This window comes from Microcoleus sp. AT3-A2, from assembly GCF_036705685.1.
GTDB lineage: Bacteria > Cyanobacteriota > Cyanobacteriia > Cyanobacteriales > Microcoleaceae > Microcoleus.
This window is the reverse complement of record NZ_JAUBVF010000057.1, coordinates 1-14,114: the sequence shown is the minus strand read 5'-3', so window position 1 is coordinate 14,114 and position 14,114 is coordinate 1. Positions and strand designations below refer to the sequence as shown.

Here is a 14,114-nt window from a genome sequence, read left to right as displayed (position 1 = left end):
GTATTTATTTCTTTTTTAAACCGCTGATGCAGGCTGATGAGCGCTGATGAACGCAGATTGGTTGATGTTTGTTGAGTTTTTGATATGATAACATTGTCGATCGCTATTAAATACATTCAAAACTGTTCTGAGTAACTCGCGCTCGGATATTTTAGGCTCGATTGTATTGTCTCTTTTTCTGAGTATGCTGTAAACTGCCCGCTGGGAGTGTTTTTAACAATGGTTTTAGAAAAAAGTGCGATCGTTTCCAGGGCGGGCAAATTCCGGCTCCGCAATGTCTTGGTAGTTCCCTTTGTTCTCCAAATTTTGGCGGCTGTTGGCTGCGTTGGCTTTCTCTCTTACAGAAACGGAGAGCAGATAGTCAACGATATTGTTAGTCAGTTGCGGCAGGAAGTGAGTGCGAGAGTTTACGAACGTGTCCAAACCTATTTGGAAGCTCCGCCACTGGTGAATCAGATCAATCAGGATGCTGTACCTTTGGGGGTGTTGAATTTTGACGATTTGGAGCAAGCTAGACCATATTTTTGGAAACAAGTTCTGCAATTTAAGTCGATCGGTCACGCGGGAATTGCCAACGAAAAAGGTCAGTACCTGCGTGTGGGTTGGGTAAATCGGCTGGTTGGACTTGAACAACCTCAGCTTGCCCAGCAACTGATTCCTGGGGGCGGCGACTTGATATATTACAACCTTGACGATAATGGAAACCCGACAACAATCGAAAAAAACACGCCCAATTATGACGTTCGCACGCGCCCTTTTTACAGAGTAGCTGTTGAGAAGAAACAGGCAGCTTGGAGTGAAGTTTATATTAATTTTGGCTACGGTACGCTGCAAATTAATGCGAGTCTACCCTATTATGATGCCGAAGGGAAACTAATTGGCGTGCTGACTTGCCAGATGGGACTAGATCAAATTCGCCACTTCCTGCAAACCTTACGGGTGGGCAATTCCGGTCAAGTATTTATCATTGAACCCCAGGGTGAGTTAATAGCCACCTCGGTTAAAGAACAGCCTCTTTCGGTGGGAAAAGGCCCCGATACAAAGCGGATCAAAGCACAGGAAAGCAGCAACCTGCTGATGCGTCAAAGTGTGATTTATCTGCAGGGTAACTTCAAGCGTTTGGAAGACATCGATCAAACTGTTCAACTTGACTTTAAGCTGAACGGTGAGCGGCAATTTATCCAAGTTTCTCCGCTAACTGATAAGTACGGCCTCAATTGGCTGATTGTAGTAGTAGTTCCTGAAGCGGACTTTATGGCGCAAATTTATGCTAACACTCGGCAGACCATTTTGCTGTGTATTGTCGCTCTCATTGTCTCTGTTGGAGTGGGTATTTTCACCGCTAGCTGGATTACTCGCCCCCTAAACCAAATTGCTCAAGCTTCAGAATATCTAGCAGGAGGTGCTCTTAACCAGAACGTTGCTTCCAGTCGGATTTGGGAAATTGAAACCTTAAGAAATTCCTTTAACAGTATGGCGAGACAACAGCAAGAATCCTTTGAAACGCTAGAAGATAAAGTCAAAGAACGTACCTCTGAACTCGCCACAGCCACTAAACAAATTGCTGCTCTCAACCAGCGCCTGAAAGCGGAAAACCTCCGCATGAGCTCCGAGCTCGATATGCTCAAACAAATGCAGCAGTTGATTCTGCCAAAACCGGCGGAACTTGCAGCCATTGAAGATTTAGATATTGCCGGATTTATGGAGCCAGCCTCGGAAGTAGGTGGTGATTACTACGACGTACTTTGTACTAACGGGGTTGTCACAATTTGTATTGGTGATGTCACCGGTCACGGATTAGAAAGTGGCATTTTGATGGTGATGACTCAAGCTGCTGTCCGCACTCTTCAGGAAATGCAAGAATCCAACCCGCTGCGTTTTTTAGATACCCTCAACCGCACTCTTTATAAAAATGTCCAGCGCATGAACTCAGACAAAAATATGACACTAGCTTTGCTCAACTATGCGGATCGCACAATTAGTATCAGCGGTCAACATGAGGAAACTCTTGTGGTCAGGAAAGGTGGTAAAATCCAGCGGATAGACACCATGAATTTAGGATTTCCGCTCGGCTTAGATGAGGATATTTCCGATTGGATTAGCCATGTTTTAGTAGACTTAGAACCTGGGGACGGGGTGGTGCTTTATACTGACGGCATCCCCGAAGCTAGAAACATACACAAAAAATTTTACGGTATCGAAAGACTCTGTGAAGTGGTTTCTCAAAACTGGCATTTGAGCGCCGAACGAATCAAGGAAGCCACCATTGCTGATTTGCGAAATTTTATGGGAGAACAAAAGGTATTTGATGACATTACTTTGCTAGTATTGAAGCAACAGGGCAATATTGTGCATAATTTATGAGTGACGGTCGTCAACCCGGTTTCTACGAGGGAGCTTGGATTTAGTGGCCAAGCCTCGAAGCAGAAACAGGATTTCGAGTTCCGCGTGTGTAAGTTCTAATATTTTACAGCGAGCGAGTCAAACAATTTTGCGCTTCCCGATTCGGAAGTTTAAATTATGAAACCACAAATAAATTTATCACCATCTAAATCTCCAGAAGAACTCCATACCCAGCTACAGGAGTTGAGCGAAAAACTTGAGGAAGTAGAGGATGAAAAAAATAGCTATGAAACCTTGGTAGAAATTATCACGCAACACTCGACGGATCTCGAAAACCAGATCCGTCATAAAAATCGAGAGATGCAGACTTACATCGAGCAGGTAAAAAAGGTTATAGATGCAGCTATTGCTGTAAAAAACAATAGCTTTCAACCCCAGATATTGTCAGATGTGGCAGCGCGCAGTGATGCACTGGGAGAACTGGCACAGGTATTTTCGCATATGGTGCAAACGGTGAAAGCGCGGGAACAAGAATTAGAGAAACTTTTGCAGGCTTACGGACGTTTCGTTCCCGATGAATTTCTCCAATTTCTCGGCAAGCAGAGCATGGTTGATTTCCAGCTTGGAGATCACGTGAGCAAAGAGATGGCAATTATGTTTTCCGATATGCGTTCGTTCACCACGATGGCGGAGCAAATGACTCCTCAAGAAAACTTTGACTTTATCAATAACTATTTACAGCAAGTTAGTCCCGAAATTCGTAAGCACAACGGTTTTATTGTCAAGTATATTGGAGATGGAGTCATGGCAGTTTTTCCTGATGGCGTGGATGATGCTATTCAGGCAGGAATTGTGAAATTGGAGCAGTTGCAAAAATACAATCAAAGCCGTAAAATAAATGGGGATATACCGCTAAAGATTGGCATTGGTATCCATGTGGGTGATACGATGGTTGGGATTATTGGAGATGCGAATCGGATGCAAGCCGATGCGATCTCAGATCATGTCAATCTCACCGCTCGTCTGGAAGGTTTGAGTAAGTATTATGGCGTATCTTTATTAATTTCTGGAGATGTGGTACAACGTTTGAGTCAACCCGAAAAGTATCATATCCGTTTTTTGGATCGGGCTATTGTCAAAGGTAGACAAGAAGCCATTACAGTTTGTGAGGTGTTAGATGTTGAAGTAGAACCAGTGCGATCGCTCAAAATTCAAACTTTGCCTATATTTGAGGAGGGACTCCAAGAATATTGTCAGGGAAATTTTGCTAATGCCATAGTTTGTTTTGAACACATAGTAGCGCTAAATCCAGATGACAAGCCCAGTCAACTTTACCTAAAACGCATCCAATCGCTGTTAAAAGATAGTATTCCTGCTAACTGGAATGGCGTGTGGAAATTCACCCAAAAGTGACATTAATACATCAATTGGAGGGAGAAAAATCATGACATCTGGCAGCTTAAAAACAATGACCCAAATCTTTGGAGAATTCATTGAAGAATTTCCTCCTGAACACGACTCCCTAGAACTGACATTTACTCCCAGTTCTCGCCCGATCAAACAGCGCTGGCGCAACAACAGGCTTTCAGCCCATTTTGTAGCCGATTATTTGTCTAGCTTTCTACCGGTGGATGAGGAAGATGCTAGCAGCGAGAAACGGATAAAAGAAAGCAAGGGAGCTGTGAGCTACGTAGCCAACGAACTGTTAGAAAATGCGATTAAATTTAATAACGATGATACCAATTACAAGGTCAGATTTGGTATACATTTTATTGGTGAAACAGAGGTAACGGCGGTAATTTTTGCCAGTAATAGTGTCAAGCCAGAAAGGGGAAATAAATTGAAGGATTTTATTGAAGAAATTCTGGCTTCCGATCCCAATGAACTTTATTTGCAGCAGCTTGAAAAGAATGCGGAATCGGAAAGTGATACATCGGGATTGGGATTGCTGACGATGATTAATGACTATTCAGCTAAGATAGGTTGGAAATTCGAGCCCAGGCCGGATAGTGATACCATCATTGTTACGACTGTGGTTCAAATTAGGGTCTAGTTTCTAGCATTTCAATATTTACTCTCTTGTGCGATCGCCATATATTAGTCAGGAAACAAAATCACAATGGGCATTCAAGAAATTAAAGGTGAAGATTACAGCATTCAGTACGATCCAGAATCAGTCACTGTCACTTTCCAAGGCGAACTCAGCCTGAGCGGCCCAGCAGAGTATGCGCCAATAGTCGAATTGTTAGATGAGGTGGCCAATCCCGAACCGCCTACTATTACCTTGAACCTAAAAAATTTGGAATTTGTTAACAGTTCTGGTATCAGTATGCTGTCGAAGTTTGTCATTGCCGTTCGGAAAAAGAAAACGATTCAACTTTTGGTATTGGGTTCAAATGATGTTCCCTGGCAACAGAAATCTCTCAGAAATTTAGAAAAGCTGTTGCCAACTTTGAAGCTCGAATTAGCGTAGGATATGTGTAAATTTTAATTACAGTTAACACAGGCGGGACGCCCGTGCCACAAACAGTTAACACAGGCGGGACGCCCGTGCCACAGTTAACATAGATAAATTTGGATGATTAGTAAATTGCTTAAGTTTGCTGGATCGGCAGTTCAATGATAAACTCGGTTCCCTTGCAGGGTTCCGACTCGCACCGAAGCGATCCTCGATGATTTTCTACTAAGATTTTGTAGACAATAGACAATCCTAAACCAGTACCTTTACCGATTTCCTTGGTGGTGAAAAACTGCTCGAACATTCGCTCTTTTATCTGTGGTGTCATTCCGGTTCCCGTATCAGCAATCCGCACTCTTACGTGATCTGGCCCTGCTAATTCTGTGGTGATCAAAATTTTTAGCGCAGCATAGGGCTGATTTTGTGATACCTCATCCAAAGCATCGATCGCGTTGGTAATTAGATTCATAAATACTTGATTTAGTTGTCCTGAATAACACTCTACAGGAGGCAATTTTCCATAATTTTTAACTACTTGAATGTCGCGACGGTCGATTTGAGAATTGAGACGGTTTCGCAAAATTAACACGGTGCTGTCAATGCTGTCGTGCAAATCGCACATGGTCATGTTACTGTTATCTGTTCGCGAAAAGTTGCCCATAGATTTGACAATTTCGCGAATGCGATTGGAACCCATTTGCATGGAAGAGATAACTTTAGGCAAGTCTTCAACTAGAAAATCAAGATCTATCTCTTCGATTTTAGCTGTGATGTCGGGACAGGGATTGGGATAGCATTCTTGATAGAGACACAACAGGTGCAACAAATCTTGAGTATAAATTGCGGCATGGCTCAAGTTGCCGTAAATAAAACTAACTGGGTTATTAATTTCGTGGACGATACTAGCCATTAGCGCCCCCAGCGAAGACATTTTTTCGCTGTGGAGGAGTTGAGCTTGAGTTTGTTTTAGTTCGCAAAGTGCGCGATCGAGCTGGGCGGCTTGAGCTTCCGCTTTCGAGGTAGCAGCACAACTTTCTTGATAAAGTTCAACCTGTTTAAGGTCGATTTCAAATTGTTCGATTTCGCTTTCTTGCTGGTATTGACTCACCACGGCATCGAAAGCTTCTAGCAAGTCGCAGCCCGCTGCTTCGACAATGTACAGCAGGTGGGGGTTTTCCAGCATGAGTTCGGCATCAGGAACTTGCACCAATGCTTTTATTCGATCGATATATGCGCGCACTTGTTTGTCTAAATACAGTGGTGGCTCAAAATACATTGCCTTGAGGGTGGCTGAAGGGGGACTCACTAAGTTGATGCTGCTGCCAATATTAATTAAGTCGCGGTGCGATTTTTCCATAAGCTCGATCGCCTCTAACAAATTCCCCCGCAGTTTGGCTCTTTCTACCCCATTCTGAGAGCAAACTAACCTCATGCAAAAAAAAGCCGTTCGTTGGGAAAGCATTCGCTGGCGGCCGCTGATGTTAATTACCGCAGCACTAATTTTTCTGGCTGTCGTAATTTGTTCCAGATTAAAGTAGTTGCTCAGTGCTGCCATTGGTAATACCCCCGACTCAACTAAATGTCTGTAGCTCCTGCTGACACAAGATTTAAGAGCCATAAAAATAATTGTACAATACACTAATCAATATATTCTGTATTTCCTAATAAAGTAGTATACTAAAACACAATTATTTGCAATTGCTGGCTTATCACAATTTTTAGGATTCGGCTTCTTGCACAGTTTTTCTTAATTATTCAAAAATTGACAAGTCAATTTCGCCATAATTTGAGCTTGAGTTTGCGGCAAACCATGAGCAGCATTGGGAATAATTGCTAACTCTGCCCCCGGTATCTGATTAGCGTAGGTTTCACAGTGCCATAGAGGAATTGTTTCGTCACTATCTGCTGCGATAACTAAGGTAGGAATTTGCAATTTGTGAATTTCTTTTTCTACTGTATCAACTGCATCTTCCGGCCGCATCCGACTCATTAAAAATGACCTTGCTACTGGTTGAGACATTAACTCCCTGCGCCACCCGGAAATTTGCTGCAATTTCTCACTTTTTCCAGCTAAACTAGCAAAAGGTTTTGCCAACTGCAAAGCCCAATCAACGGCTGGGGTTTCTCACAACAGCGGCCGCAAAGCATCATATTGACCGCAAAAACTATCGTTCCGAATTCCGGCTGGGGCTGCTAATACTAAACTGCTGACAGAATTAGGATATTTTAGGGAATATGCAGATGCTACCCAACCGCCAAAAGAATGTCCGATGATGCAGCAGGGTTCGATATTTAGTTGTTCTACAGCTTGCCGCACAAAAGCAACTTCTACAGCTACGTCGTAGCGGATTTCTGGTTTGCTGGATTCTCCAAAACCTAACATATCTAAACTGATGCACCGAAATTGAGATTGTAATAACTCAATTAACGGCAGCCAGCAAGTCTTTTATCCTAAGAAACCATGCAGCATCAATAAGGGTCTGCCGCACCAGATGTCCAGGTAGGCTGCTGTTTGGCTGCTGCTATTGACAAATGTACTTAATGTGTGATTTTTTCCTGCAAGTGCTTGAGACTGTATGGGCGATCGACTCCTGATAAGTAAGAGACCTTTGTAAAGGATTGTAACAAAAAAGCAGTCCAAAGGTTAAACTTCATTACGGAGTACACAGTTAGAAATAGACCATGATATTGTCTATGATTATTAGAAAATACTACAAACCCAAAGCAGGAGAACACTTTGAACTCTACTTTAAAACAGTACCCGGCTTGCTCTCTTCGCGAAGATGTCAGTGAGTACGTAGCACACCTACAGCTTCACATGACTTTACAAGCTCGCAACTTGCTCCCTACCATTACCACCGCTAAGGATAGTCGCGAACAACTGTTGCAGCAGACTCAGGCTCATTTTGAGAAACGTGTTTCTCGACAAGCTATTTAAACAAATTTAACGATCGCCCGCGGTCGATCGAACTTTCCCACATTTCAGCATCCCAGAAACCCGGTAGCCTCAAAAATACCGGGTTTCTTTTCGGCTAATTATGCAGGGGGCCCGGTTTTGGGTAATATGCGTTGGGTGTGCTTTAAATTTAATGTCTATGCGAAGTTCGATTATTGCATTTTTGACTTTGGCGGCGCTGGGTGGCGGCGAATTGGCAGCGCGGGCGATCGATCCGAGTGTCGCACCGACTGAGGCGGAGTTTAGAGAGGGAACCGCAGAGGCGCAGAGGGCGCAGAGGGAGGAGGATGAGGTCATTGGTGATAACTTAACGTTAAACCCACCGTCTCTCTTGTTTGTAGCGAAGTCTAGATCCCCCCTAACCCCCCTTAATAAGGGGGGGACAAGAAATATGCTCAAAGTCCCCCTTATTAAGGGGGATTTAGGGGGATCTAGACTCGATGACAAGCGACATTTGTTATCGGTTCCAGTCTTAAATAGTCACCAATCGGATGAGGTGAACCCAACTGTGCGGGATTTGCCGACATCCGATGAGATCGCAGCTTCTGGAGAAGTACGCGCGGCCCAGCTATCCCCTAGGGAATCGCCCTCACATCGTTTCCGGTTGCATCAAAATAATCAAATCGAGTCAACAGTTAACACTCAACCATTGAGTTTTTCCACCCCTCCTTCAACAGTCAACAGTCAACAGTCAACAGTCAACAATCACCTGACGGTGCAACCGGAATTGATATCACTCAAGTCGAGCCACAATAAAGATTTTACATCTCTGTTAAAAACTCCGGCGACGATCGCGACACAAGCCGAAATCCCCGAAGCAGTAAACAGCAACGCCCGACAGCTAGGCGGTACTCTACAAATCAGTCAAGCGGGCAATGCTGAGGGCGTTTACGTTGCTGAGGTGAAAATTCGCTTTGTCAATTCCAGAGGCGAAGCTGTTGATAGAAAGGGGAATCCGGTTGAGGGCCGAATTTCGGAAGATTTTATCCGAGGTGAGCTCAAACTCAAGGCGGGGGATAACTACAGCCGGGAAGTTGTACGATCGGATTTGCAGCAGTTGCAGCAATTGGGATTGTTTGACAAGGTTACGGTTTCGATCGAAGAAGTTGGCACGGATGTTAATGTAATCTACAACGTTCAAGAGCGATCGGCTCGCTCTTTTAGCGTGAGTGCCAGTCTGAGTGATGATGTTGGCGTTGCGGTTCCTCTTTCCTATACCGATCGAACTTTCGGTACAACCCCGCAGCGGCTGGCGGTGGATCTTCAGCCCAGCCTCCGAGGTATCCAGTACGATGTCCAGTTTGTCAGCCCTTACGTTGCCGCCGAAGACCGTTTGGGATACAGTGTGAGAGCTTTTGGCGATCGTAGAATATCGGAAATTTTCAACAAAGATATTGATTTGCCCAACGGGAACCGAGTTCGGGAAATTCGGGTGGGGGGAAATCTCAGGTTTACCAGACCTTTGGGCGATTGGCAATCGACTTTGGGACTGAATTATACAAATATCAGTACGCGCGATCGCAACTTAAATATCGCCCGCCGTGACGAACTCGGCAATCCTCTCACATTCAGCGGCAGTGGCGTTGACGAGTTATACACTGTTTCTTTTGGTGCGATGCTCGATCGGCGGGACAATCCCTTCAACCCTACCAGCGGCTCGATTCTCAGCCTCAGCACCGAGCAGTCGATACCTTTGGGTCGAGGTAATATTGTGAGTAACAGGCTGTTAGCGAATTATATACAGTATGTACCAGTAACTTTGTTGGGCATCAGCGAGTCCGAAGCCTTGCCCGAAATGCTGGCTTTTAACTTGCAAGGGGGTACGGTAATTGGGGATTTGCCACCAACGGAAGCTTTTCGCCTCGGCGGCCGCAATTCTGTGCGGGGTTACGATAGCGGGGATATTGGCAGTGGCCGGAGTTATTTTTTAGCTTCCGGCGAATATCGGTTTCCTGTGGGTCAGGATGTTGGTGGCGTGATATTTGTTGATTTTGCGTCGGATTTGGGAACGGGAGATAGCGTGTTGGGGAAACCGGCGGTAGTCAGGGACAAACCGGGGACTGGGGCGGGTGTTGGGGTGGGTGTGAGGGTGCGATCGTCCTTTGGATTAATTCGCTTAGATATGGCTGTTAGCGACTCCGGCGACCTCAAATTTATACTCGGTACAAAGCAGCGATTTTAAATTAGTCATCAGTCAGTAGTCATTAGTCACGAGTTAAGTGTAGGGGCGGTTTCACCAATCATCTATGTCAGAAAGCAACAATATAATAAACCCGCCCCCACGAACACGACAAATCCGAATCTACATTTTTTGGATTCGATCGAACATCAGGTTAATCTGGGTTATCGGTTGTGTGGGGGCGGGTTTACAAGATTGTTTGCGGTCCTCAATATTGTTGGTAAAACCCTCCCCTACAGGATGCGTGAAGATACAAGAAGCGATTTCAATCGCCACTTGCTAAAAAAAGGTTTCAGCCTACGGTTTTAAACAGATTTTGCGCGACGAAATTGCCCACTGCTAAACCAGTTGGCAGCGCATCATCAATCGTTGCCTCGCGCACGTGCACGCCGCCGTAAATCCGGCTGATGGCACCCTCATAAGCAGCATCGTAAAAACTGTTGTAAGTGCGCGTAACACCGGGCATTTCTTGGGAAACTGCCGTAAAAGAATAGTTTTCACCAAAAAAGTTGGTCATCACCCCGGCAAATGCACCGCCAAAAGTCGAATGTCCAGAGATGTAATCTGGGAACGGCGGCGTGGGATTAAGTAGGGGCTCCCATTCCGGGTCAGCCACTGTTCCTGAAATGCCGTTTTTGGTCGCAAACCCGCCGGTAATCAAATCGTCAGGGCGCGGTTGAATGACTTTGCTGTTGTACTTGGCATCCCAAGCCACAATTGCAGCATCGGCCAAAGCGACGTTCAACTCAGCAAACAAGCGGGCATTTTCCGGGACGGTTTTTTCCTCGCGCATGGCGACTTCTTCAGCAATTTGGTTCAATTGTCCGTAAGGCCGGAAAGTGTCGGCGCGATCGTCCGCCCAGAAAATCGCGATTTCGGTTTGGTCGGGAGTCCGCGTCACGGTGGTGTTTGCGGTACTCTGTTTCCCCCCCAACAGTCGAACTTCTTCCAAGTCTTGCACGAAGCGATCGGTTCCCGGTACGCCATCTAAACCGTTCGGGGCAAAGGCTGCGGTGTTGGGGATAGCAAAGGGCTTGACTTTGCCCCAGTTTGGCCCGAGTGCCGCGCCTTTGTTGGGGCCTTCGGTATTCGGTCGCCAAACGTAATCACCCTCTGGGGGAACGTAAGGGGCATTGTTGCTGGAACCGTCGTTGGCGCGGGAGGCGAGGATGGTATCAGCAACGAAGTTCCCAAAGGCGACTCCATCGGCCTCGGCTTGCGGTGTGTCGTCGATCTCTGCTAAGGATCGGGCGAGTTGTCGATCGAATAATTGAGTTTGATTTGGCAGCAGTGTTACTAACGCTTTGTGGGCTGCTGCTGCTGCTGCTGCTTCCTCGGATGCGCCAACGGGGGCGGGAGTGTTGACAGCATAGGACGTGTGAGTGCGATCGAACGCATTCACCGCATCGTAAACTGAGAGGGAAGTAATCGCCATCAGGCGCGACCCTACAGTAGGTGGCACGCCCCGTCCTGCTTTCCCTTCAGCTTGGATCGCATTTAAAGCGGTCGCATTCCAGTCGAGGACGACATCGCTTCCGATTGCCGAAACCAGTTTCGAGATTTGCTTGGTGTTGTTGTTCTGGTCAATTTCGGCAATCAGGTTGCAAGCCCCCGGAGCCCCAACCGAGGTCATGTTGGCATAGTTCAACTTAACGGTTGTGGATTGTCCCGGAAGCAGGTTGACTTGTTGGACAGTGGAGTTTAGCAAGCAAGAGACTGTTGGCGAATTAAAAAAGGGTGAAACCAAACATCCCATAATCATGGAAAAAAAACTACAATGAGGCAGAGGGAAAAAGAGCCGAAAAACGAGACACACGGGTCAAGCCAATCGGAATGTTACGCCAAAACGCCCACATTCTTGACAGATTCATCGCCGCAGCAGTCACAATATGTTGTAGACGAGTCTTGGCAAGACCCATGTAACGAGCGTCGCGCAAACCAAAAACACGAATTCCTTGAGATAGGGAACTTTCAACACCAGCCCGTAAGGCATAACGCTGCTTAAAATCGAGGGTATGTTGTCTGGCCCTACCCTTGGCTAAAGCTTCATAAAGAGGTTGAGGTTTGAGAGTCAGAACACGGGCATGGGTCGGCGAATGAGTAGATTGAGAGCGAACAGGACAAGCAGCGCAATCGGGCCGACGAAAGCGTACTTGAATGGTCGGATTGCCATAATTATCCGAGCGTTGATGCCAAGATTTGCTGATGTGGCCCTGCGGACAAGTAGCATGGCGATGCTCCCAATCGACCTTAAAACAAGAAAGCTCAAAGCCCAGCTTAGCTTGTTCTTGCCAACTAGAGTCAGGCGGTACAGGGCCAAGGAGCTCAATACCTAATTGTGTTTCGCTCGTGAGCAAGTGCTGAGCATCAACATAAGCAGTATCAACAATATGTTCTTGTGGTAACAAGTGTTTATCAGCTAAACTTTGATGAATCACCTGAGTCATTTCGACATCTCCAATGGTTGCAGGTGTCGTTTCAACATTCGTAATTAGATGAGGTAAATCTCGATCGCAAGTTTCTGTAAGATGTACTGTATAACCTGTCCAATTGGTATCTCTTTTTGTCCGATTGCGAGCCTCGATATCATAAGGGGAAGTAATTAACTGCTTGTGGGGCGGTAAATTATCAGCTGATCGCCAATAAACTTTGCCGGACGACCACCCATATTGCTGTATCCAGACACAGCGTAAAATTTCTACAGCTTTGAGCTGACGTAACCATTCAGGACTCAAAGGGTCATACAAAGCCGACAATAAGTGATGACCATCACAGCCAATAGTCAATAGCAAGCTTTGTTTTTCGGTTTCAGATTTCGGCAAGCGATATTGCTCAAATCTCGTGCCATAACGCTCAGACCAATCCTGATTAACTACTGTTAATAACCATTCATCAGCCACAGTTGCTAGCTGATTTAAAGCATGACGTAAAGTTTCTCCAACGCATTCGAGGCGGTTCATTTTACGGATGGCTCCGATGACATGGGTCGAGTCTGTTCTGGCTTTCCCTCTGGCTTTGAGCCATCCCTTATCTTGAAAATGTGCTAGCATTTTATCGAGTAATTGACTTTCACGTCCCGCAGCAATTAACCGACTTCTCCATTCACTTAAAACTGAATAATCAAAGCCGCTATCAGTAATTTCTAGTCCCAAAGCATACTTCCAATCTATACGACTTCTCACTGCTTCTGCTGTTTGTCGGTCAGTCAATCCCTCGGCAAATTGCATCACACTGATTAATGCTAATTGCCCTGGTGATAAAGCACTTTGACCACAGTCGGCTCGAAACAAGGTGATAAAGTCAGTATCTTCGTACAACACTCCGAGTTCGTCGCGCATTTTCATATATGGATTTCCTTTGGGAAAGGAGGTTCGTGCAACAGTTGCTGTCATTTCTGGAATCGATGACCAGTTGCGGGGGTGAAGAGTCATAATAGATTATTTAATATGCTGCGTGATTACACAATCATTCTGCCTATTCAGGACGGCGATGTCTGAGGGGTTTCACCCCTCAGACATTCGCCAACAGTCTCAAGCAATCGTTGACTAATTTGCCGTCTGGGGCGCGATCGATAATCTCGTCTGTGGAAGTGTAGAGTTTGACCGTGACGGGGCCTGTAACTGGTGCGGAACCTTGATTTGTCAGCTTCACATTGACTTTACCTCGATCGCCCATTTCAATGGTTTTGGGTAAATCGATCTTGCTGAATTTAGCCACTAAATCCCCCTGGGAGGGAAATAAATTTTGGGCCGCTAATCTATCTACATCTTCCTGATTCACGTAGGTTACTTTATTGAAGAATTTGAGCTTTTTGTGTTCTTTTAAATGTATCCTACGATTTACTCCTTCGATTAGTTATTATCTAAATTTTTATAAAAATCGACCTATTATTCACCATTGCTTTATCGAATTTTTATAAATGTGCTAAAAAGTCCGTATTACTGAGTAAGCGCGCATATATTTTTTTTTCTTTTCTTTACAAAACTTTACTCTCTAAGTCAGTTCATAATTTCTTCAAAAAAGCTACATAGTATTTATTGAGAATTAAAAATAATAAGTTTTTTATCTACTCTCTTCAGAACTCGAACATATCCTCGGTAACATTACTCACAAGTTAAGCTAAAAGCACTATTGTCAATGAGTAATTTTACTCATCTTTTACCTGTTGACCCAATTAA

The 14,114-nt window shown here is 45.2% G+C and carries 12 protein-coding genes; 6 read left to right on the top strand and 6 right to left on the bottom strand.

The features are described from left to right. Positions 1–219 precede the first annotated feature (219 nt). The 4 genes from QUB37_RS23630 (at position 220) to QUB37_RS23615 (ending at position 4,816) form a co-directional block, all read left to right on the top strand. Positions 220–2,364: a SpoIIE family protein phosphatase gene (locus tag QUB37_RS23630; RefSeq protein WP_333166799.1), complete on the top strand. Its 2,145-nt coding sequence runs from the start codon at positions 220–222 to the stop codon at positions 2,362–2,364. Positions 2,365–2,520: 156 nt separating this feature from the next. Continuing rightward, positions 2,521–3,756, top strand: a complete 1,236-nt coding sequence (locus QUB37_RS23625; RefSeq protein ID WP_333166797.1) for an adenylate/guanylate cyclase domain-containing protein — start codon at positions 2,521–2,523, stop codon at positions 3,754–3,756. 31 nt (positions 3,757–3,787) lie between these two features. Continuing rightward, entirely contained in the window at positions 3,788–4,396 is a 609-nt protein-coding gene (locus tag QUB37_RS23620; RefSeq protein ID WP_333166795.1) for a DUF6272 family protein, read from the top strand. 66 nt (positions 4,397–4,462) lie between these two features. Continuing rightward, on the top strand, positions 4,463–4,816 hold the full coding sequence (locus tag QUB37_RS23615) for a slr1659 superfamily regulator (protein WP_333166793.1): 354 nt from the start codon (positions 4,463–4,465) through the stop codon (positions 4,814–4,816). A 121-nt stretch (positions 4,817–4,937) separates the two neighbouring features. On the opposite strand, the gene QUB37_RS23610 is transcribed toward QUB37_RS23615, so the two are convergent. The 3 genes from QUB37_RS23610 to QUB37_RS23600 all read right to left on the bottom strand — a co-directional run bounded on the left by QUB37_RS23610 (position 4,938) and on the right by QUB37_RS23600 (position 7,235). Then, entirely contained in the window at positions 4,938–6,419 is a 1,482-nt protein-coding gene (locus QUB37_RS23610; RefSeq protein WP_333452475.1) for an ATP-binding protein, read from the bottom strand. A gap of 129 nt (positions 6,420–6,548) precedes the next feature. Next, the gene (locus QUB37_RS23605) at positions 6,549–6,896 is read right to left on the bottom strand and encodes an alpha/beta hydrolase (protein WP_333166790.1); all 348 of its coding nucleotides are present in this window, start codon (positions 6,894–6,896) and stop codon (positions 6,549–6,551) included. 30 nt (positions 6,897–6,926) lie between these two features. Beyond that, a complete protein-coding gene (locus QUB37_RS23600; protein ID WP_333166820.1) occupies positions 6,927–7,235 on the bottom strand; it encodes an alpha/beta fold hydrolase in 309 nt (102 codons plus the stop codon). 303 nt (positions 7,236–7,538) lie between these two features. On the opposite strand from QUB37_RS23600, the gene QUB37_RS23595 reads away from it, so the two are divergent. Next, positions 7,539–7,739, top strand: a complete 201-nt coding sequence (locus QUB37_RS23595) for a hypothetical protein (RefSeq protein ID WP_006634481.1) — start codon at positions 7,539–7,541, stop codon at positions 7,737–7,739. 157 nt (positions 7,740–7,896) lie between these two features. After that, the gene (locus QUB37_RS23590) at positions 7,897–9,939 is read left to right on the top strand and encodes a BamA/TamA family outer membrane protein (RefSeq protein WP_333166787.1); all 2,043 of its coding nucleotides are present in this window, start codon (positions 7,897–7,899) and stop codon (positions 9,937–9,939) included. A gap of 289 nt (positions 9,940–10,228) precedes the next feature. Here QUB37_RS23590 and QUB37_RS23585 read toward each other — a convergent pair whose 3' ends face one another. From QUB37_RS23585 to QUB37_RS23575, 3 genes are all read right to left on the bottom strand, one after another. Further along, entirely contained in the window at positions 10,229–11,644 is a 1,416-nt protein-coding gene (locus tag QUB37_RS23585) for a vanadium-dependent haloperoxidase (protein ID WP_333166785.1), read from the bottom strand. A 64-nt stretch (positions 11,645–11,708) separates the two neighbouring features. Then, positions 11,709–13,367 carry an IS1182 family transposase gene (locus QUB37_RS23580; protein WP_333166783.1) on the bottom strand — a complete coding sequence of 553 codons (1,659 nt, stop codon included), beginning with the start codon at positions 13,365–13,367 and terminating at the stop codon, positions 11,709–11,711. A gap of 79 nt (positions 13,368–13,446) precedes the next feature. After that, on the bottom strand, positions 13,447–13,716 hold the full coding sequence (locus tag QUB37_RS23575; RefSeq protein ID WP_333166781.1) for a hypothetical protein: 270 nt from the start codon (positions 13,714–13,716) through the stop codon (positions 13,447–13,449). Positions 13,717–14,114 lie beyond the last annotated feature (398 nt).